Origin of the sequence: Streptomyces sp. 2A115, assembly GCF_052245575.1 — a bacterium.
Taxonomy (GTDB): domain Bacteria; phylum Actinomycetota; class Actinomycetes; order Streptomycetales; family Streptomycetaceae; genus Streptomyces.
In genome coordinates this window covers 115,174-134,105 of the sequence record NZ_JBQQCG010000010.1, presented here as the reverse complement: position 1 = coordinate 134,105, position 18,932 = coordinate 115,174, and the positions used below count along the sequence as shown (strand labels likewise).

The following is an 18,932-nucleotide window of genomic DNA, read 5'->3' as shown; positions in this document are numbered from 1 at the left end:
ATAACTGAACACCCGTATAAGGGCGATACGGTCGCCGGTATGTCTGCCGACTCCACGTCCACCGCCGTTTCCGGCACCCACCCCGTGGCCGTCACGGGGTGGGGCCGTACCGCCCCCACCGCCGCCCGTCTCGTCCGCCCACGGACGTACGAGGAGGCCGCGGCGGCCGTCCGGGGGTGCGGGGCCCGCGGGGGCATCGCGCGGGGCCTGGGGCGGGCTTACGGGGACGCGGCGCAGAACGCGGGCGGCGCCGTGTTCGACATGACGGGCCTGGACCGCGTCCACGCGATCGACGCGGACGGAGGGACCGTGTTGTGCGACGCCGGTGTCTCGCTGCACCGCCTCATGGAGGTGCTGCTGCCGCTGGGCTGGTTCGTGCCGGTGACGCCCGGGACCCGCTATGTGACCGTCGGCGGGGCGATCGGCGCGGACATCCACGGCAAGAACCACCATGTGTCGGGCTCGTTCGCCCGCCATGTGCTCTCCTTCGAGCTGCTGACCGCGGACGGCGGGATCCGTACGGTGAGCCGCGGCACGCCCCTCTTCGACGCCACGGCCGGCGGCATGGGCCTGACCGGTGTGATCCTCACGGCCACCGTCCAACTGCAGCCCGTGGAGACGTCGTTGATGTCGGTCGACACGGAACGCGCCACGGACCTCGACGACTTGATGGCCCGGCTCACGGCCACCGACCACCGCTACCGCTACTCGGTCGCCTGGATCGATCTGCTGGCCCGCGGTGCGTCGATGGGGCGCTCGGTGCTGACCCGGGGCGACCACGCTTCCCTGGAGGCGCTGCCGATGGGCACGCGCGCGCGTAGAGCCCCACTCGAGTTCCGTCCCGGCCGCCTTCCCGCCGCCCCCGCCTTCGTACCCGAGGGCCTGCTCGGCCGCACGACGGTCGGCCTCTTCAATGAGCTCTGGTACCGGAAGGCGCCACGCGCGCGTGCCGGTGAACTGCAGAAGATCTCCGCCTTCTTCCACCCGCTCGACGGGGTGCCGCACTGGAACCGCCTCTACGGGCGCGGCGGTTTCGTGCAGTACCAGTTCGTCGTCGGGTACGGCCAGGAGGACGCCCTGCGCCGGATCGTGCACCGGATCTCGCAGCGCCGCTGCCCCTCCTTCCTCGCCGTCCTGAAACGGTTCGGGGACGGCGACCCGGGCTGGCTGTCCTTCCCGATGCCCGGCTGGACGCTCGCCCTGGACATCCCCGCGAACCTGCCGGGACTCGGCGGCCTCCTCGACGAGCTGGACGAGGAGGTGGCGGCGGCCGACGGGCGTGTCTATCTCGCCAAGGACTCCCGGCTGCGGCCCGAACTGCTCGCCGCGATGTATCCGCGGCTCGGTGAGTTCCGCGAACTGCGGGAGGAGTTGGACCCGCACTCCGTCTTCACCTCGGACCTCGCCCGCCGTCTCGGCCTCTGAGAGCCGATCGCCAGGAGCCGATCTCCAGCGATCTCCAGCGATCTCTAGGAGCCGATATGGCTCCAGGAACCCAGGAGTTGTCATGAAGGACGCCTTCGGCGCCCCCCAGTCCCTGCTCGTCCTCGGCGGCACGTCCGAGATCGCGCTCGCCACCGCGCGGCGCCTCATCGCCCGCCGCACCCGCACGGTGTGGCTCGCGGGCCGCCCCTCGCCCGCCCTGGAGACGGCCGCCTCCGGGCTGCGCGAACTCGGCGCCGACGTCCGCACCGTCGCCTTCGACGCGCTCGACTCCGACTCCCACGAGACCGCGCTGGGCAAGGTCTTCGCCTCGGAGGGGCCCGCCGGAGACATCGACATGGTGCTGCTCGCCTTCGGCGTGCTCGGCGACCAGTCGCGCGACGAGAACGAGCCCGTCTCGGCGGTACGTGTGGCGCAGACCAACTACACGGGCGCGGTGTCGTCGGGTCTGGTGTGCGCGCGAGCGCTCCAGGAGCAGGGGCACGGCTCCCTGGTGGTGCTCTCCTCGGCGGCCGGCGAGCGCGCCCGCCGCGCCAACTTCATCTACGGGTCCAGCAAGGCGGGCCTCGACGCCTTCGCCCAGGGCCTGGGCGACGCGCTGCACGGCACGGGCGTCCACGTGATGGTCGTACGCCCCGGCTTCGTCCGCTCGAAGATGACGGCAGGGCTTCCTGAGGCGCCGCTGGCGACGACTCCGGAGGCGGTGGCCACGGCCATCGAGACGGGGCTGCGACGGCGCTCGGAGACGGTGTGGGTGCCGGGGTCACTGCGGGTGGTCATGTCGGCGCTGCGGCATGTGCCGCGGGCGGTGTTCCGGCGGTTGCCGGTGTAGGGCCTAGCGTTTCAGGCTGACGATCACGGACTTGCCCATGGGGTCGCCGCTCTGGTTGACCTGGACGTGGCCCACGCCGAGGACCTTGTCGGTGCCCGGGACCGCCTCGATCGCGTTCAGCCAGAGCGACTGCCGGGAAGTGGGCCTGACCCCGCCCTTGTTGGGCAGCCGGGGGCGCTTGATCTTCGTGCAGGCGCCGTCGTCGGTGACGTACCGATTGCCGTCCAGGAAGAATCCCCGGGTGCCGTCACGTGCGACGGGAACGCGCCCGGCGCACTGCCCCTCCGCGTCGGGCTGCTTGCTCCAGCGGGAGCCGTCCCAGCGGAGTCGTACGGCCTCGTCCTGGGGTTCTTCGCCCACGCCCTCACCGTGGTTGAAGCTGTGCGTGCCGTACGCGCGGACGTCGTCGGTGGCCCGGGCGAGGACCTGGGCGATCGAGGCGCCCGGCTCGGCAGGAACGGGCTCGGGGAAGCGGTAGGCGGGGGTCTCGGTCAGCTTCCAGGAGCGGCCGTCCCAGTGCACGGCCGCGGGCTGGGTGTACTCCGTCTCCGGGCCGTTTCCCTCATCCACACCCGTGCTGCGGTAACCCACCGCCCACAGGTCGTCGGGCGCGACGCCGTCGAGTGCGGTGACGGTGACGGTGGCGGGCAGGACGGATGTGGTCCACCTGGTGCCGTCCCAGTGGTGAGCCTTTGACTCGCCGTCCAGGACCCAGATGTCGTCGGCGCTGAAGCCCTTCACGGCGGCGACCCGGCCACCGATAGGTACCTCCGGCAGCGCGGTCCAGCCCGTGCCGTCCCAGTGGGCCATCCGCGGTGCGAGCCGGTTCTGGAGAGAGCCGGTCAGCAGGAACTCGCCGGGACCCAGAGAGTCGAAGCGGGCCTCGTGGACGCTGCTGCCGAGCGCGCCGGGCATCGGCTGCCGCTGCCAGCGCGTGCCGTCGTAGTGGAGCAGGTAGCCGTCCCTGGCCGAGGCGTCCGCACTCACCATGACGCTGCCCGCCACCCAGATGTCGTCGACGGCGGTCGCGACCACGTCCGACAGGCGGCCGCCGTCATCGAAGATCTCCTCGTACGCCCAGCTCGGCCCGGAGCCGGGGTCGCTTGTCGACCCGCGCCCGTCTGCTCCGCCCCGCGTACCGCCGTCTCCGCCCTGTGCACCGCATCCGGTCAGGGTGAGGCCGAGCACGGCGAGTGCCGCCGCGATCCTGCGCATGGTCCCCCCAGTGGTCGTTCAGCGGGCGCAGTGGCCCGTCACCGGCACCGTCACCGGGCCGGGAGCGAGCCCCGCTCCACATGGCCCGCCTGCGGCGGCACGACCGAGGCGCCGAAGACGAAGTCGCGCAGCCTGCGCCACACCCCGTCGGCCCCCTGCTCGTACAGCGCGAAACCGGTGCACGGCCACTCGGCCTCGTAGTCGGCGAGTGCCTCGAAGGCGCGGTCCATGGCCGCGTCGTCGATGCCGTGCGCCACCGTCACATGCGGGTGGTACGGGAACTGCAGTTCGCGCGCGACGGGCCCGGACGCGTCCCGGACCTGCTTCTGCAGCCACGTGCAGGCCTCGGCCCCCTCGACGACCTGCACATACACAACAGGCGACAGCGGACGGAAGGTTCCCGTGCCGAACAGCCTCATCGGGAAGGGACGCCCGGCGGCGGCGACCTCGACGAGATGCGCCTCGATCGCGGGCAGCGCCGACTGGTCGACCTCGGTCGGCGGAAGCAGCGTGACGTGGGTGGGGATGCCGGAAGCCGCGGGGTCGCCGAAGCCCGCGCGCCGCTCCTGGAGCAGGCTGCCGTGTGGCTCCGGGACCGCGATCGACACGCCGATCGTTACGGTCCCCACGTCGTCTCCTGTCGTTGTCGTGATGGTGTGGTGTGGTGTTCTGAGCGGGCAGGCGTTTCGGCTTCGGCTTCGGCTTCGGCTTCGGCTTCGGCTTCGGCTTCGGCTTCGGCTTCGGCTTCGGCTTCGGCTTCGGCTTCGGCTTCGGCTTCGGCTTCGGCTATTGACTGTACGGCGGTTCGGCCCGAATCCGGCTGTCGCACCGGTGTTGTCCTGGTCTCGTACTGGCGTCCTGGTACTGGCATCTCGTACCGGCACCTCGTACTGGTCGGCGTACCTGCAGTCAGTGCTTGGCCGGCAGGAAGCCCACCTTGTCGTACGCCTGGGAGAGCGTCTCAGCGGCGACGGCACGAGCCTTCTCCGCGCCCTTGGCCAGGATCGAGTCGAGCGTCTCCGGGTCGTCCAGATACTGCTGGGTGCGCTCCCGGAACGGCGTCACGAAGTCGACCATGACCTCGGCGAGGTCCGTCTTGAGCGCACCGTAGCCCTTGCCGACGTACGTCTGCTCCAGTTCCGCGATACCGGTTCCGGTGAGGGTGGAGTAGATGCTCAGCAGGTTGCTGACGCCCGGCTTGTTCTCGGCGTCGTACCTGATCACGGTGTCGGTGTCGGTGACCGCGCTCTTGACCTTCTTGGCGGTGGCCTTCGGGTCGTCGAGGAGGTTGATGAGGCCCTTCGGAGTCGACGCCGACTTGCTCATCTTGATCGACGGATCCTGAAGATCGAAGATCTTCGCCGTCTCCTTGAGGATGTACGGCTTCGGAACGGTGAACGTCGCCCCGAAGCGGCCGTTGAAACGCTCGGCGAGGTCACGCGTGAGCTCGATGTGCTGGCGCTGGTCCTCACCCACGGGGACCTCGTTGGCCTTGTACAGCAGGATGTCCGCGACCTGCAGAATCGGGTACGTGAACAGACCGACGGAGGCGCGGTCGGCGCCCTGCCTGGCGGACTTGTCCTTGAACTGGGTCATCCGGGACGCCTCACCGAAGCCGGTGAGGCAGTTCATGATCCAGGCGAGCTGCGCGTGCTCGGGAACATGGCTCTGGACGAAGAGCGTGCAGCGCTCCGGGTCGAGGCCGGCGGCCAGCAGCTGGGCGGCGGCGAGCCGGGTGTTGGCGCGCAGGTCCGCGGGGTCCTGCGGCAGGGTGATCGCGTGCAGGTCGACGACCATGTAGAACGCGTCGTGAGACTCCTGCAGAGCAACCCACTGACGGACGGCGCCGAGGTAGTTGCCGAGGTGGAACGAGCCTGCGGTGGGCTGGATCCCGGAGAGCACGCGGGGACGGTCTGAAGCCATAACCCTCATTCTCTCAGGTGCGGCCGGGAGGTCTGGAACAGGTGGGAACCGATTGGCCTCCGGCGGTGTAACAAGAGTGTGAGAACGCGGGAGGGGGGCCGCATCGTCGATGAGGCCGCGGTGATCGCACGCGTACGCGCCGGAGAGCCGGAGGCGTATGCGGAGCTGGTGCGTGCCCATACGGGCCTCGCACTCAGGGCGGCCGTGGCACTGGGGGCGGGTGCGGACGCGGAGGACGTGGTGCAGCAGGCCTTCTTCAAGGCGTACTGCTCCTTGGGGCGCTTTCGGGACGGCGCGGCGTTCAAGCCGTGGCTGCTGTCGATCGTCGCCAATGAGACGAGGAACACAGTGCGGACGGCGGTGCGGCAGCGGACGCTGGCCGGCCGGGAGGCCGCACTCGTTGAGGCAGAGCCGCTGATACCGGACTCGGCGGACCCCGCGGTCGCGGCGCTGGAGGTCGAGCGCAGGACGGCCCTGCTGTCCGCCTTGGAAAGACTGAGCGAGGAGCACCGCCTGGTCGTCACCTACCGCTACCTGCTGGAGATGGACGAGCCGGAGACGGCCCAGGCCCTGGGCTGGCCACGCGGGACGGTTAAGTCACGGCTCAACCGAGCACTGCGCAAGCTCGGCCGACTACTGCCGGATTTCGAGCCGCAGGAGCGCCCGGAGCATCAGGAGACTCGCACTCGGAGAGGGAGAGGGAACGGGAGAGGAGGTGATGAGCATGAATGATTCGTACGGGGACGGGGGCCCGGAGTCCTCCGGTGACCGGAGTCGGCATGGGCATGAGGCTGGGCATGAGGGCGTCTCGCGGTTGCCCGAGGAGTTGCGGGAGCTCGGGCGGTCGTTGGATCCGCCGAGTGCGCGTGGAACCGAGTCGATGGTCGAGCGGGTGCTGGAGCAGATACTCGCCGAGCGGGTGCCGGTTCCGGTGGCCGAGCCGCCGGGGCTCGGCGAGCGGCTGAGGTGGGTGCGCCGCTGGGCGCGGGCACGCCGGCGCGCGCTGACCGCGGGGCTGTGCGGCCTGCTGACGGTCCTCGTGCTCACCCCTCCGGTGCGCGCCGCGGTCGTCGACTGGTTCGGCTTCGGGGGTGTCGAGGTGCGGTACGACCCGTCGGCGACGCCCTCGTCGGGAGCCGAGGTGCCCGGGTGCGGCGGCCCTTCCCTGACACTCGCCGAGGCCGAGCGACGGGCGGGGTTCGCGCCTCTCTCGCCCCCTGCCCTCGGGACTCCGGACGCGGTGACGGTGACCCGCGAGCCGAAGGGGCGGTTCCTGATGAGCCTGTGCTGGCGCGAGGAGAGGCACACGATCCGGCTGGACGAGTTCCCGGCGCGGCTGGACCCCGGCTTCATCAAGACCGTGGGGGGACAGCCGGAGTACGTGCCGCTGCGCGAGGGCACGGGCTTCGCGGACACGGCCCTGTGGTTCCCCGAGCCCCATTTCCTGAGCCTCTGGCTGGTGGACGAGGACGGCGACGACTTCACCCGCTCCGAGCGGACCGCGGGGCCCACGCTGCTTTGGATGCAAGGGGACGACACGACTCTCCGGCTGGAGGGCGTGGCATCCCGGACGCGGGCGGTGGAGATCGCGAAGTCGCTGGGCTGACCGAGCCGACAGAGCCGGCGGAAATTTTGGTCCGTGCCGAGTGGGAACCCCGACGGGTCGGGCGGTGTACCAGAAGTGACACGCAGGTGCGGGTGGACCGCACCGGGACCGGTTGGGGGTGTCGGATGCGCAGGGTTCGTGAACTGGCGGCGGGAATCCCGGGATTGGGGATCTCGGTATTGGTGGTGGCGCTCGGCTTGGTGCTGCTGGGCGCACCCAGCGCGACGGCCGGCGGCCCGACGAGTGTGCTGGTGGTCTCGCCGGAGAGCGCCCAGGGCGCGGGGCTGTACTACTCGGAGAAGGAGTACGGGGAATTGGAGCGCCTGCTCGGCCCGCCGGGCGGCGGCACGGGCGAGGAGCCGCCGGGCCTGGCCGTGGGCAGCGGTCGTCAGATCAATGTCACGTGGATGCTCCACGACGTGTCGCCCTGGCGGGTAGACCGCGTCTATCTGGACTCACCGCGCGGCAAGGATGTCTGGATACACACGGCGACCCAGGTGCCGGAGTCCATGAACGGCTACTGGCACAAGGCCGAGCAACCGTCCGAGGTGCGCGCCCTGTTCAAGAAGCTCGACGTGCTCGGCGAGCCGTCCGGCGACGGCGCCGGGGCTATCTATCCGGCGCCGTGGGAGCAGACGGGGGACGCCGCCTCGGCAGCACCCGCGGCGCCCGCCGAGCCGCCCCGCGCGACGGCCACTGCGACGGCGGACGACGGCACCGACTGGTGGTGGGCGATACCGGGGCTGGCAACCGGGGCTGTGCTGGCGCTGGTAGTGCGGCCGTTCGTCGTTCGGTTGCGGGGGGTGCCGGGAGTGCTGGGGGTGTCGGGAGTGCTGGGGGTGCTGTCACTGGGCCGGTGGAGGGAGCGGGAGAAGGGGCCTCGGCAGGAGCTGCGGGACCTCTGAGGGACCTCCGGACCTCTCTGGGGGTCCGCTGAGGGGACGCGTGGGGGGCTTTACGAGGGGCGGAGCTTGTGAGGGGGACTAATGAAAGTGCGCGGCCGAAGAGCTTGGGCGGTACGTGGTCTGGGGATCAGGGGATTGGGTCGGCTGGTGGCGTGACGGCCAGGCCGGCAGGGTCGGCTCGTAGCGTGCGGGGCGGACCGGCAGGGTCGACCCGTGGCGAGACGGCGAGGTCGACCCGTGGCATGCCGACCGGCAGGCACCCTGTTGGTGCGGCGCGCGACGGCCCGGCGTGAGCCGGGGCCGCCGCGAGAGTCAGGACAGGAGTTGACCGACCTGTGAGGCCTGAGCATCCGGCCCGGCTGGGCCGGGCCGGATGCTGATCGAGCCCGAGCCCGAGCCCGGGCCACAGCCAGAGCCGAGATCGGTTCGGGGCCTCAGCCGAGGTCGATCTCCGGGTACAGCGGGAAGCCGGTCAGGAGGTCGGTGGCCCGGTGGGAGATCTCGTCCGCGATCTTCGGGTCCAGGACGTGCTGGGCCTTGGAGGGGGCGCCCTTCTTGGTGGTGCCCTGTTCGGTGGTGGTCAGGACCCGGTCGATCAGGCCGGCGATCTCCTCCATCTCGGTGGCGCCGAGGCCACGCGTGGTGAGTGCGGGCGTGCCGATGCGGATGCCGGAGGTGTACCAGGCGCCGTTCGGGTCGGCGGGGATGGCGTTGCGGTTGGTGACGATGCCCGAGTCGAGCAGGGCGGTCTCTGCCTGGCGGCCGGTGAGGCCGTAGGAGGAGGCGACGTCGATGAGGTTGATGTGGTTGTCGGTGCCGCCGGTGACGAGCGTGGCGCCACGTCGCATCAGGCCCTCGGCGAGGGCGCGGGAGTTGTCGACGACGGCCTGGGCGTAGTCGCGGAACTCGGGGCGGCGGGCCTCGGCGAGTGCGACGGCCTTGGCGGCCATGACGTGTGGAAGGGGGCCGCCGAGGACCATCGGGCAGCCGCGGTCGACCTGTTCGGCGAGCGACTCGTCGCACAGGACCATGCCGCCGCGCGGGCCGCGCAGCGACTTGTGGGTGGTCGTGGTGACGATCTGGGCGTGCGGTACCGGGTCGAAGTCGCCGGTGAGGACCTTGCCGGCGACCAGGCCCGCGAAGTGCGCCATGTCGACCATGAGCGTGGCGCCGACTTCGTCGGCGATCTCGCGCATGATCCGGAAGTTCACGAGACGGGGGTAGGCGGAGTAGCCGGCGACGATGATCAGGGGCTTGAACTCACGGGCGGAGGTGCGCAGGGCCTCGTAGTCGATGAGGCCGGTGGCGGGGTCGGTGCCGTAGGAGCGCTGGTCGAACATCTTGCCGGAGATGTTCGGGCGGAAGCCGTGGGTGAGGTGGCCGCCGGCGTCCAGGGACATGCCGAGCATGCGCTGGTTGCCGAAGGCCTGGCGCAGTTCGGCCCAGCCGGCCTCGGAGAGGTCGTTGACGTTGCGGACGCCGGCCTGCTGAAGGGCGGGGGCCTCGACACGGGCGGCGAGGACGGCCCAGAAGGCGACGAGGTTGGCGTCGATGCCGGAGTGCGGCTGGGCGTAGGCGTGCTCGGCGCCGAAGAGCTCGCGGGCGTGCTCGGCGGCGAGGGCCTCGACGGTGTCGACGTTGCGGCAGCCGGCGTAGAAGCGGCGGCCGACGGTGCCTTCGGCGTACTTGTCGCTGAACCAGTTGCCCATGGCCAGCAGGGTGGCCGGGGAGGCGTAGTTCTCCGAGGCGATCAGCTTGAGCATGTCGCGCTGGTCGGCGACTTCCTGCCCGATGGCGTCGGCGACGCGGGGCTCGACGGCGCGGATCACTTCGAGGGCACTGCGGAAGGCGGTGGATTCGGTGGAGAGGGGCTCTGGCATGACGGCCTCCGGACGTGGCGTACGGCGTTCACGGTTCGGCCCAGGCGCACGGCACTCGGTCGCCGCAGCTCCTCGCACGGGACACTCCGGGCCCCTCGGCCGACCTGTCTGTCCGGCCGGGGGTCCGGGGGGTGTCCCCCGGGAAAGCACAGCGTGGGCCGCTCCCCGATGGTCGGTCCCATCCCAGCGCGCCAGTCACGGCCCGTGGATCAGCGTACCGGGCGTGCCGGATCACCGGCCACGCGGCGCTAGCCGCGGATCGATACCGTCCCGTCCACCATGCGAGCGAGGATGGGAAATGGGCCACAAGCCCGCCCGGCGCCCTGTGGGACCCGTATGAACGGAGATGCCGTGACCGCTACGGAAGACCTCATCGCCTCGGCCGAAGCGCACAGCGCGCACACCTACCATCCGCTGCCGGTGGTCGTGGCCACGGCGGACGGGGCCTGGATGACGGATGTCGAGGGGCGGCGCTATCTCGACCTGCTGGCCGGATACTCGGCGCTGAATTTCGGGCATGGCAACAGGCGGCTGATCGAGGCGGCCAAGGCGCAGCTGGAGCGGGTGACGCTGACGTCGCGGGCGTTTCATCACGACCGGTTCGCGGAGTTCTGTGCGCGGCTGGCCGAGCTGTGCGGCATGGAGATGGTGCTGCCGATGAACACGGGTGCGGAGGCGGTCGAGTCGGCCGTGAAGACCGCTCGGAAGTGGGGGTACCGGGTCAAGGGCGTGCCCGACGGGATGGCGAAGGTCGTCGTGGCGGGCAACAACTTCCATGGGCGTACGACGACGATCATCAGCTTCTCCACGGATCCCGAGGCGCGGGCTGACTTCGGGCCGTACACGCCGGGTTTCGAGATCGTGCCGTACGGAGACCTGACGGCGATGCGCGAGGCGGTCACGGAGAACACGGTCGCCGTGCTGCTGGAGCCGATTCAGGGCGAGGCGGGGGTGTTGGTGCCGCCGGCCGGATATCTCGCGGGCGTGCGGGAGTTGACGCGCGAACGGAACGTGCTGTTCGTGGCGGACGAGATCCAGTCGGGCCTCGGGCGGACGGGGCGGACCTTCGCGTGTGAGCACGAGGGGGTCGTGCCGGATGTGTACGTCCTGGGGAAGGCGCTCGGCGGCGGAGTCGTCCCGGTGTCGGCGGTGGTGTCCTCGGCCGAGGTCCTCGGGGTGTTCCGGCCGGGTGAGCACGGGTCGACGTTCGGCGGGAATCCGCTGGCCTGTGCGGTGGCGCTGGAGGTGATCGCGATGCTGCGGTCGGGCGAGTACCAGCGGCGGGCCGCCGAGTTGGGGGAGCATCTGCACCGCGAGCTGGGATTGCTGGCGGACACGGGGCGGGTGACCGAGGTACGCGGGCGGGGGCTGTGGGCGGGAGTCGACATCGATCCGGTGTACGGGACGGGCCGGGAGATCTCCGAGAAGCTGATGGACCGGGGTGTGCTGGTGAAGGACACCCACGGCTCCACGGTCCGGATCGCGCCGCCGCTGGTGATCAGTAAGGAGGACCTGGACTGGGGGCTGGCTCAACTGCGGGGTGTGCTGGGCGCGCTGGGCTCATGAAGGAACTAGAGGATCAGGCTGGGCGGCCGTATGCGCGAAGGCCGGGCCGGCTGGCGGCCGTAAGGGCGAGGGGCTGGCCCGGCCTGGTCGGCGGCCGTAAGCGCGAGGGCCTGGCCTGGCCAGCCGTTCTCGGCTTCGACGTCGCGGTGGTGGGGGCGTGGGCGTTGGCGTGGGCGTTGGCGCTGACACGATTCGGGAGGTGTCGGCGGAAGTCCCGGAGCAGGTTGCTCCCTGGACTTCATGAGGCTTCATGGGGGCTTCATTTCATGGGGCTTCTTGGGGTTGACCAAGTTGTTGACCAAGTTGGGGCAACACCCTGCACAGCGCGTCCAGTGTTCCCGGCCAGGCGCTGTCCGAGGGGGTCCCGTAGCCCACGACCAGCGCGTCCAAGGGGGGCGCGAGGGACGTCGGGTGGCGGTAGCGGGTCAGGCCGTGGACCGCCAGGCCCTGCCATGCCGCCCCTCTCACGACCGACTGCTCGGTGCCCGGCGGGAGTTGGAGTACGGCGTGCAGGCCGGCCGCGATGCCGGTGGCCGTGACCAAGGGCGCGCGGGAGGCCAGGGCCGAGACGAGTTGGTCGCGGCGGCGTCGGTACCGTAGGCGCACGGCGCGGACGTGGCGGTCGTACGCACCCGAGGTGATGAGCTCCGCCAGCGTCAGCTGGTCCAGAACTCCGCACGACCAGTCAACCCGTCCCTTGGCCGCCGTGACCGCCGAGGCCAGGTCCGGTGGAAGGACCAGCCAGCCGAGTCGCAAGCCGGGGGCCAGGGACTTGCTGGTGGTGCCCAGGTACACCACGCGATCCGGGTCGAGGCCTTGGAGTGCGCCCACAGGCTGCCGGTCGTATCGGAACTCCCCGTCGTAGTCGTCCTCCAGGATCAGTCCGCCCGTCCGCCGCGCCCAGTCGACGACGGCGGCGCGGCGATCGGGGTGCAGGGGTACGCCCATGGGGAACTGGTGGGCGGGCGTCAGCAGCACCGCCCGTGCGCCGCTTGAACCCCCATCATCACCACCTTCAGCGCCATCGCCGCCTCCAGCGCCGTCGCCACCTCCAGCGCTGTCACCACCTCCAGCACCATTCCTGCCTTCGCCCGTCGCCCCGCTCCCTCTCCCGCCGTCCTCGGTCAACTCGTCCGTACGCGTCCCCAGTTCGTCGAACGGCAACGCCACCGTCCGCAGCCCCGCCCGTTCCACCAGTCCCCAGTGCGCATCGAGCCCGTACGACTCCACCGCCAGCGCCCCCACCCCGCGCTCCTCCAGCACCGCCCCGAGCAGCATGAGCCCATGCGCGAACCCCGAGCAGATGACGATGCGTTCGGGGTCGGCGCGTACGCCGCGCGCCCGGGCGAGGTAGGCCGCGAGGGCGGTGCGGAGTTCGACGCGGCCCCGCGGATCGCCGTACCCGAGAGCGTCGTGCGGTGCTGCCGCGAGGGCTCGGCGGGACGCCTTGAGCCACTCGGCGCGCGGGAAGGAGGCGAGGTCGGGGGTGCCCGGCACGAGGTCGTACGCGGGGCCCTGGGCCGAGCGCGGACTGGGGGACGCCGAGGCCGGTGCCACCACCGCCCGTTCCGCCACCCTCGTGCCCGAGCCCTGGCGCGCGGTGAGCCAGCCCTCGGCGACGAGGTCGGCGTACGCGTCGGCGACGGTGTTGCGCGCGATGCCCAGATCGGCGGCGAGCGACCGCGACGACGGCAGCCGGGTCCCCGGCGCGAGCCGCCCGCCACGCACCGCCTCCCGCAATGCGTCCGTGAGGCCTTTGCGCAGGCCGGAGCCGGTATCCGTCACGTCGACATGCAGGTCCACACCCAAAGTGGCCCAGTATTCCGCCATGGAAATGGACCATACCCCTGGGCTACTCCGACCGTAGGGTCGAAGCCATGACGACGAAGACGACGAACGCCACCACCGAAAACGACACGCCGTACGCCCCCGAGCAGGCCCCCCGCCTCCAGTGGACCAAGCTCGCCCCTGAGGTCTACAAGGCCATGGTCCAGCTCGACGCGGCGGCCCGGCAGGGCGTCGATCCGGTGCTCCTCGAACTGGTGAAGCTCCGCGCGTCACAGCTCAACCACTGCGCCTTCTGCCTCGACATGCACACGAAGGACGCGCTCGCGGCGGGTGAGAGCGTCGAGCGGATCGTCCAGCTCGGCGCGTGGGAGGAATCGCGGCACTTCTACACGGAGAAGGAGCTCGCGGCGCTGGCGCTCACCGAGGCCGTCACGGTCCTCACGGACGGGTTCGTCCCGGACGAGGTGTACGACACGGCCGCCAAGCACTTCGACGAGGCCGAGCTGACCCACCTGATCGCTTCGATCACGGTGATCAACTCGTGGAACCGGCTCGGCGTGACCTGCCGCCTCACTCCCGGCCACTACACGGCGGGGCAGTTCAAGTGACGGCGCTCACGGATCAAGGGGACGACAGGGACTACCCGTGGTGAGCGAGGTCGAAGCCTTTCGCGCGCTGCACCAGAACCGTGTCCCCGGCGACCCGTTGGTCCTCCCCGGCCCCTGGGACGCCGCCAGCGCGCGGGTCTTCGCGGAGGCGGGGTTCCCGGCGCTCTCGACGCCCAGCGCCGGGGTCGCCGCCTCGCTCGGGTACGAGGACGGGGAGACCCCGGCGGACGAGATGTTCGCTGCGGTCGCCCGGATCGTACGGGCCGTCGAAGTGCCCGTCTCCGCGGACGTGGAGGGCGGGTACGGGCTCGCGCCCAAGGAGTTGGTGGAGCGGCTGCTGGAGACGGGTGCGGTCGGCTGCAACCTCGAGGATTCCCACCAGGGTGTCCTCAAGGATCCCGCCCGGCACGCTGACTGGCTTGCCGAGGTGCGGGCCGTCGCGGGCGAGCGGCTCTTTCTCAACGCCCGCGTGGACACTTTCGTACGAGGGGTCGCGGATCCGGAGCGGGCGATCGAGCGGGCCGCGTTGTACGTGGGCGCCGGTGCGGACTGCGTATATCCGATCGACGCCCCCGTCGGCGTACTGCCGCTGTTGCGCGCGGGGATTCAAGGGCCGATCAACGCGTTCGGCCGGCCCGACGGCCCCTCGCTCGCCGAACTCGGTGAGCGAGGGGCCACACGGATCACGTTCGGGCCGGGGTTGCAGCGCCGCTCCACGGAAGCGTTGACGGAGATCGCCGCGAACCTGAAGCAGCACACCGACTCGATGCAGCACACCGACTCGAGGCAGCACACCGACTCGAGGCAGGACACCGACTCCAGGCAGGACGCGAGCCTGCGGTAGCAGTGGTTACGGCAGCCACGCGCGCCATGTCGACTCGTGGCTGTCCACCCACTTCTCCGCCGCCTCCTCAGGCGTCAGCTTCTGGTCGGCGATCAGCAGGGAGACCTCGTTCTGGTCCTCGGTCGTCCACTTGAAGTTCTTCAGGAAGGCCGCCGCCTTGCCCCCGCTCTTCGCGAAGTCCGCGTTCAGGTACTTCTGGAGCGGGGTGTGCGGATACGCGCAGGCGACCGCGTCCGGGTCGGCGTCGCAGCCCTCCTTGTAGGCGGGCAGCTTCACCTCCGTCATGGGGACCTTCTCGAAGAGCCACTGGGGTGTGTACCAGTAGGTGAGGAAGGGCTTCTTCTCCTTGGCGAACTGCCGCATCTGGGTGATCTGGGCCGCCTCGGAACCGGCGAACACCACCTGGTAGTCGAGATTCAGGTTCTTCACCAGCGCCTTGTCGTTCGTCACGTACGAAGGCGAACCGTCGAGCAGTTGGCCCTTGCCGCCGCTCTCGGCGGTGCGGAGCTGGTCGGCGTACTTGTTCAGGTTCTTCCAGTCGGTCACGTCCGGGTGCTGCTTCGCGAAGTACGTCGGCACGAACCACCCGATGTGCCCGGTGACTCCGAGCTCGCCGCCGCGCGCGATCGTCTCCTTGTCGGTGACGTACCGCTGCTCCTGCTCGGGGTGCCCCCAGTCCTCCAGGATCGCGTCGACCCGTCCCTGGCTGAGCGCGTCCCACGCGGGAACCTCGTCGACCTGGACGGTGTCGACGCGATAGCCCAGCTCGTGATCCAGCAGGTACTGCGCGACGGCCACGTTGGCCTGCGCGCCCACCCAGGACTGCACGGAGAGGGTGACCGTCTTCGCGCCCTGCGCGTTGGCGAAGGGCGAGGCCTGCTTGGTCATGTCGGCGGCTCCGCAGCCGGTGAGCACGAGCAGGGCGGAGACACCCGCGAGGGCCGACATCATGCGCGTACGAGTAGTCATGTCACGCTCCCTTCTTCGTGCGGCGTTCCGTCGGCTGCGTCACCCGGTCGAGCATCAGGCCGAGGCAGACGATCGCCGCGCCCGCGACGAGGCCGGTGGCCAGGTCGCCCTGGGCGAGGCCGAACACGACGTCGTAGCCGAGCGCGCCACCGCCGACCAGGCCGCCGATGATGACCACGGCGAGGACGAGGACGACGCCCTGGTTGAGGGCGAGCAGCAGCGCCGGGCGGGCCAACGGCAGTTGCACCTGGCGGAGTTGCTGCCAGGCCGTGGCACCGAGTGAGCGCGAGGACTCCATGGCCGCCGGGTCGACCTGGCGCAGGCCCTGTGTGGTGATGCGGACGACCGCGGGGAGGGCGTAGACGACTGCGGCGGCGACGGCCGGGGCGCGGCCGACGCCGAAGAGGGCCACGACGGGGATGAGGTACACGAACTGCGGCATCGTCTGGAACACGTCCAGGACGGGGCGCAGGAGCCGTTCGCAGCGCTCGCTCCGGGCCGCCGCGACGCCGGCCGCGAAGCCCAGGACCAGCGTGACCGCCACGGCCGCGAGTACCTGCGACAGCGTGTCGAGGGACGGTTCCCACACGCCGAGTACGCCGATCGCGGCCATCGCGAGGACGGCGGTGAGCGCGGTGCGCCAGGTGCCGATCAGCCAGGCGAGCGCGGCGACGATCAGCAGGACCGACCACCAGGGCAGCCATTGCAGGCCGTCCCGGAGCGGGTCCAGGACCCAGGTGGTGAAGTGGCCCGCCCAGTCGGCGGTGCCGCCCACATAGGGGACGCCGGAGTAGAGGTGGTCGGTCATCCAGTCGACGGCGCGGTTCACGGGCTCGGCGATGTTCACGAGCCAGGCCTCGGGCCAGTCGAGCCGGTCGGTCAGGCGTCCGGCGACCGCGACGGCCACGGCGACGGCGACGGCGACGGCGACGACAGCCGCGTACCCCCACGGCGTCCAGCCGGAGTCGGACTGCCCGAGCCGTTCGCCCGCCGCTGCCGTCACCCGGTCCAGGACGACCGCGAGCAACACGATCGGGATGCCGGCGGCGAGGGCGGCGCCGACGTCGACCGAGGCGAGTGCCTGGTAGACGCGGTCGCCGAGGCCGCCCGCGCCGATGACGGACGCGATGACGGCCATGGACAGGGCCATCATGATCGTCTGGTTGAGGCCGAGGAGGAGTTCCTTGCGGGCGAGCGGGAGGCGGGCCGTGAGGAGCCGCTGCCGTGCCGTCGTGCCCAGGGACTCGACGGCCTCCATCACCCCGGCGTCCGCGCCGCGCAGGCCGAGCGCGGTGAGCCGGGCCATGGGCGGGGCCGCGTACACGACGGTGGCGAGCACCGCGGCCGGGACGCCGATGCCGAAGACGAGGACGACCGGGAGGAGGTACGCGAAGGCGGGGAGTACCTGCATGGTGTCGAGGACGGGGCGCAGTGCGCGGAACGTGCGGTCGGAGAGCCCGGCCGCGAGGCCGAGGAGTGCGCCGAGCACGACGGACGCCAGGACCGCGGCCACCATGAGCGCGAGCGTCTGCATGGTGGGAACCCACATGCCGAGCAGCCCGCAGGCCAGGAACGAGACGGCCGTACCGACCGCAAGGCGCACCCCGGCGACCCGCCAGGCGACCAGTGCCGCGGCGGCCGTGACGCCCGCCCAGCCGGCGGCGAGCAGGACCAGGTAGACGGCGCGTACGGAGAGGACGACCCCGTTGGAGACGTACCCGAAGAAGTAGAGGAACAGCGGGTGGCTGTCGCGGTTGTCGATGATCCAGTCGCTGGCCTTGCCGAGGGGTTCGGAGAGGTCGACAGTGAGGGCTTCCGGCCAAGTTCCGCTGGACCAGCGGGAGTTGACGAGGGGGACGAGGACCGCTGCCGCCACGGCGAGCAGGAGGAGCTTGCCGAGGGCTCGGTGCCTGAGGAGTGCGGCGACGCCGGTGTGGGGGACGGGTGCGGTGGTGCCCGCGGTGGCGGTAGCCATCAGGCCACCTCCTCGCGGGCGGACTCGGCGCCGCCGACGGGCTCGGCGCCGCCGACGGGCTCGGCGCCGCCGACGGGCTCGGCGCCGCCGACGGGCTCGGCGCCGCCGACGGGCTCGGCGCCGCCGACGGGCTCGGCGTCGCGGGCGGACTCGGCGCCGCCGACGGGCTCGGCATCGCGAGAGGGCTCGGCATCGCGAGAGGGCTCGGCGTCGTGTGAGGGCTCGGCGTCGTGTGAGGGCTCGGCGTCGCCGACGGCCTCCGAGGGTCCAGCCGACCCGGTGGTCCCCGCCACCACCTTCAGCAGCGCCGCCGAGTCCACGACCCCGAGACACCGCCCCCGGTCCACCACCCGCGCCGGCCGGCCCGAGCGCGCGACCGCCTCGATGGCCTCCGAGACGGTGGCGTCCGGCGCGACGGCAGGACCCTCGCCGGCCTCCTCCACGGACGCGGCCCGCATGGCCGTCCGTACCGTCATGACCTGCTCGCGCGGCACGTCCCGCACGAACTCGCGTACGTAGTCGTCGGCGGGCGAGCCCACGATCTCCTCGGGCGTGCCGAGCTGGACGATGCGGCCGTCGCGCATGAGCGCGATCCGGTCGCCCAGCCTGAGCGCCTCGTTCAGGTCGTGGGTGATGAAGACCATCGTGCGGCCCTCCTCGCGGTGCAGCCGGATGACCTCCTCCTGCATGTCGCGCCTGATCAGCGGGTCGAGCGCGCTGAACGGCTCGTCGAACAGCAGGACCTGGGGGTCCACGGCCAGCGCCCGGGCGAGCCCGACACGCTGCTGCTGACCGCCGGACAGTTGCCTGGGCCGCCGGTGCTCCATGCCCTCCAGGCCGACCTTCGCGACGACTTCCTGGGCCTTCTCCCGGCGCTCGCGCTTCGGGACTCCCTGGACCTCGAGGCCGTAGGCGACGTTGTCGAGCACGGACCGGTGCGGCAGCAGGCCGAAGTGCTGGAAGACCATCGCGGCACGGTGGCGGCGCAGTTCGCGCAGCCGGGCCTTGTCCATGGCGCGGACGTCCTCGCCGTCGATGGCGAGCGTGCCGGCCGTCGGCTCGATGAGCCGGGTCAGACAGCGTACGAGGGTGGACTTGCCCGAGCCGGACAGGCCCATGACGACGAAGACCTCGCCCTTGCGCACGTCGAAGCTCACGTCCCGGACGGCGGCCGTGCAGCCGGTGCGGGAACGGAGTTCGGCGGCGGTGAGGGAGGCGAGTTCGGGGTCGGCGGGGATGCGGTCGGCCTTCGGCCCGAAGACCTTCCAGAGCCCGTCGACGGAGAAGACAGGCTCAACGGCCGTACGATCGTGGGCAGTTGGCATGTCGGCTGCTTCGGTGGTTGTGGTTGGCATACCGACTGACCTACTCGTGGACG

Annotated in this window: 17 protein-coding genes; 8 read left to right on the top strand and 9 right to left on the bottom strand. The window is 71.1% G+C overall.

The window, feature by feature from the left end; genetic code table 11:
* The first annotated feature begins 39 nt into the window (after positions 1-39).
* Together ACTWQR_RS11930 and ACTWQR_RS11925 are read left to right on the top strand one after the other, a co-directional pair.
* Positions 40-1,425 carry an FAD-binding protein gene (locus ACTWQR_RS11930; RefSeq protein ID WP_443226963.1) on the top strand — a complete coding sequence of 462 codons (1,386 nt, stop codon included), beginning with the start codon at positions 40-42 and terminating at the stop codon, positions 1,423-1,425.
* An 82-nt stretch (positions 1,426-1,507) separates the two neighbouring features.
* Positions 1,508-2,275, top strand: a complete 768-nt coding sequence (locus ACTWQR_RS11925) for a decaprenylphospho-beta-D-erythro-pentofuranosid-2-ulose 2-reductase (RefSeq protein WP_443226962.1) — start codon at positions 1,508-1,510, stop codon at positions 2,273-2,275.
* 3 nt (positions 2,276-2,278) lie between these two features.
* Here the strand turns inward: ACTWQR_RS11925 and ACTWQR_RS11920 are convergent, their stop codons facing one another.
* From ACTWQR_RS11920 to trpS, 4 genes are all read right to left on the bottom strand, one after another.
* Positions 2,279-3,490, bottom strand: coding sequence for a hypothetical protein (locus tag ACTWQR_RS11920; RefSeq protein WP_443226961.1), 1,212 nt, complete (start codon positions 3,488-3,490; stop codon positions 2,279-2,281).
* 50 nt (positions 3,491-3,540) lie between these two features.
* Positions 3,541-4,119, bottom strand: a complete 579-nt coding sequence (locus tag ACTWQR_RS11915; protein ID WP_443226960.1) for a 2'-5' RNA ligase family protein — start codon at positions 4,117-4,119, stop codon at positions 3,541-3,543.
* Positions 4,107-4,319 carry a hypothetical protein gene (locus ACTWQR_RS11910; protein ID WP_443226959.1) on the bottom strand — a complete coding sequence of 71 codons (213 nt, stop codon included), beginning with the start codon at positions 4,317-4,319 and terminating at the stop codon, positions 4,107-4,109. The genes ACTWQR_RS11915 and ACTWQR_RS11910 overlap by 13 nt, the downstream gene beginning before the upstream one ends.
* Before the next feature lie 80 nt (positions 4,320-4,399).
* Positions 4,400-5,413, bottom strand: coding sequence for a tryptophan--tRNA ligase (gene trpS, locus ACTWQR_RS11905; protein ID WP_443226958.1), 1,014 nt, complete (start codon positions 5,411-5,413; stop codon positions 4,400-4,402).
* Positions 5,414-5,491: 78 nt separating this feature from the next.
* Here trpS and ACTWQR_RS11900 point away from each other — a divergent pair, with 78 nt between their 5' ends.
* The 3 genes from ACTWQR_RS11900 to ACTWQR_RS11890 all read left to right on the top strand — a co-directional run bounded on the left by ACTWQR_RS11900 (position 5,492) and on the right by ACTWQR_RS11890 (position 7,924).
* Entirely contained in the window at positions 5,492-6,145 is a 654-nt protein-coding gene (locus ACTWQR_RS11900) for an RNA polymerase sigma factor (protein ID WP_443226957.1), read from the top strand.
* A complete protein-coding gene (locus tag ACTWQR_RS11895) occupies positions 6,138-7,019 on the top strand; it encodes a hypothetical protein (protein WP_443226956.1) in 882 nt (293 codons plus the stop codon). Before ACTWQR_RS11900 ends, ACTWQR_RS11895 begins: the two co-directional genes overlap by 8 nt.
* Before the next feature lie 125 nt (positions 7,020-7,144).
* Positions 7,145-7,924 carry a hypothetical protein gene (locus tag ACTWQR_RS11890; RefSeq protein ID WP_443226955.1) on the top strand — a complete coding sequence of 260 codons (780 nt, stop codon included), beginning with the start codon at positions 7,145-7,147 and terminating at the stop codon, positions 7,922-7,924.
* 434 nt (positions 7,925-8,358) lie between these two features.
* Here the strand turns inward: ACTWQR_RS11890 and ACTWQR_RS11885 are convergent, their stop codons facing one another.
* Positions 8,359-9,804 (bottom strand): glycine hydroxymethyltransferase, encoded by a 1,446-nt coding sequence (locus tag ACTWQR_RS11885; protein WP_443226954.1) that lies wholly within the window; start codon positions 9,802-9,804, stop codon positions 8,359-8,361.
* A 336-nt stretch (positions 9,805-10,140) separates the two neighbouring features.
* On the opposite strand from ACTWQR_RS11885, the gene rocD reads away from it, so the two are divergent.
* Positions 10,141-11,370, top strand: a complete 1,230-nt coding sequence (rocD, locus tag ACTWQR_RS11880; protein WP_443226953.1) for an ornithine--oxo-acid transaminase — start codon at positions 10,141-10,143, stop codon at positions 11,368-11,370.
* A gap of 264 nt (positions 11,371-11,634) precedes the next feature.
* On the opposite strand, the gene ACTWQR_RS11875 is transcribed toward rocD, so the two are convergent.
* The gene (locus tag ACTWQR_RS11875) at positions 11,635-13,200 is read right to left on the bottom strand and encodes an aminotransferase-like domain-containing protein (RefSeq protein ID WP_443226952.1); all 1,566 of its coding nucleotides are present in this window, start codon (positions 13,198-13,200) and stop codon (positions 11,635-11,637) included.
* Positions 13,201-13,247: 47 nt separating this feature from the next.
* Between ACTWQR_RS11875 and ACTWQR_RS11870 the strand changes: the two genes are divergently transcribed.
* A complete protein-coding gene (locus ACTWQR_RS11870) occupies positions 13,248-13,766 on the top strand; it encodes a carboxymuconolactone decarboxylase family protein (protein WP_443226951.1) in 519 nt (172 codons plus the stop codon).
* A 40-nt stretch (positions 13,767-13,806) separates the two neighbouring features.
* Positions 13,807-14,610 (top strand): isocitrate lyase/PEP mutase family protein, encoded by an 804-nt coding sequence (locus ACTWQR_RS11865; protein WP_443226950.1) that lies wholly within the window; start codon positions 13,807-13,809, stop codon positions 14,608-14,610.
* Positions 14,611-14,616: 6 nt separating this feature from the next.
* On the opposite strand, the gene ACTWQR_RS11860 is transcribed toward ACTWQR_RS11865, so the two are convergent.
* Genes ACTWQR_RS11860 through ACTWQR_RS11850 form a run of 3 tightly spaced genes read right to left on the bottom strand, consistent with a single transcriptional unit; the run spans position 14,617 to position 18,879 of the window.
* Positions 14,617-15,579: an ABC transporter substrate-binding protein gene (locus tag ACTWQR_RS11860; protein WP_443226949.1), complete on the bottom strand. Its 963-nt coding sequence runs from the start codon at positions 15,577-15,579 to the stop codon at positions 14,617-14,619.
* A 1-nt stretch (position 15,580) separates the two neighbouring features.
* Positions 15,581-17,554, bottom strand: coding sequence for an ABC transporter permease (locus ACTWQR_RS11855; protein ID WP_443226948.1), 1,974 nt, complete (start codon positions 17,552-17,554; stop codon positions 15,581-15,583).
* Positions 17,554-18,879 carry a betaine/proline/choline family ABC transporter ATP-binding protein gene (locus ACTWQR_RS11850; RefSeq protein ID WP_443226947.1) on the bottom strand — a complete coding sequence of 442 codons (1,326 nt, stop codon included), beginning with the start codon at positions 18,877-18,879 and terminating at the stop codon, positions 17,554-17,556. The genes ACTWQR_RS11855 and ACTWQR_RS11850 overlap by 1 nt, the downstream gene beginning before the upstream one ends.
* Positions 18,880-18,932 lie beyond the last annotated feature (53 nt).

Bases quoted from the DNA above. Each gene is read 5' to 3' on its own strand.
- ACTWQR_RS11930 (WP_443226963.1), top strand. From the start codon at position 40: ATGTCTGCCGACTCCACGTCCACCGCCGTTTCCGGCACCCACCCCGTG.
- ACTWQR_RS11925 (WP_443226962.1), top strand. From the start codon at position 1,508: ATGAAGGACGCCTTCGGCGCCCCCCAGTCCCTGCTCGTCCTCGGCGGC.
- ACTWQR_RS11920 (WP_443226961.1), bottom strand. From the start codon at position 3,490: ATGCGCAGGATCGCGGCGGCACTCGCCGTGCTCGGCCTCACCCTGACC.
- trpS (WP_443226958.1), bottom strand. From the start codon at position 5,413: ATGGCTTCAGACCGTCCCCGCGTGCTCTCCGGGATCCAGCCCACCGCA.
- ACTWQR_RS11895 (WP_443226956.1), top strand. From the start codon at position 6,138: ATGAATGATTCGTACGGGGACGGGGGCCCGGAGTCCTCCGGTGACCGG.
- ACTWQR_RS11890 (WP_443226955.1), top strand. From the start codon at position 7,145: ATGCGCAGGGTTCGTGAACTGGCGGCGGGAATCCCGGGATTGGGGATC.
- ACTWQR_RS11885 (WP_443226954.1), bottom strand. From the start codon at position 9,804: ATGCCAGAGCCCCTCTCCACCGAATCCACCGCCTTCCGCAGTGCCCTC.
- rocD (WP_443226953.1), top strand. From the start codon at position 10,141: ATGAACGGAGATGCCGTGACCGCTACGGAAGACCTCATCGCCTCGGCC.
- ACTWQR_RS11875 (WP_443226952.1), bottom strand. From the start codon at position 13,200: ATGGCGGAATACTGGGCCACTTTGGGTGTGGACCTGCATGTCGACGTG.
- ACTWQR_RS11870 (WP_443226951.1), top strand. From the start codon at position 13,248: ATGACGACGAAGACGACGAACGCCACCACCGAAAACGACACGCCGTAC.
- ACTWQR_RS11860 (WP_443226949.1), bottom strand. From the start codon at position 15,579: ATGACTACTCGTACGCGCATGATGTCGGCCCTCGCGGGTGTCTCCGCC.
- ACTWQR_RS11855 (WP_443226948.1), bottom strand. From the start codon at position 17,554: ATGGCTACCGCCACCGCGGGCACCACCGCACCCGTCCCCCACACCGGC.
- ACTWQR_RS11850 (WP_443226947.1), bottom strand. From the start codon at position 18,879: ATGCCAACTGCCCACGATCGTACGGCCGTTGAGCCTGTCTTCTCCGTC.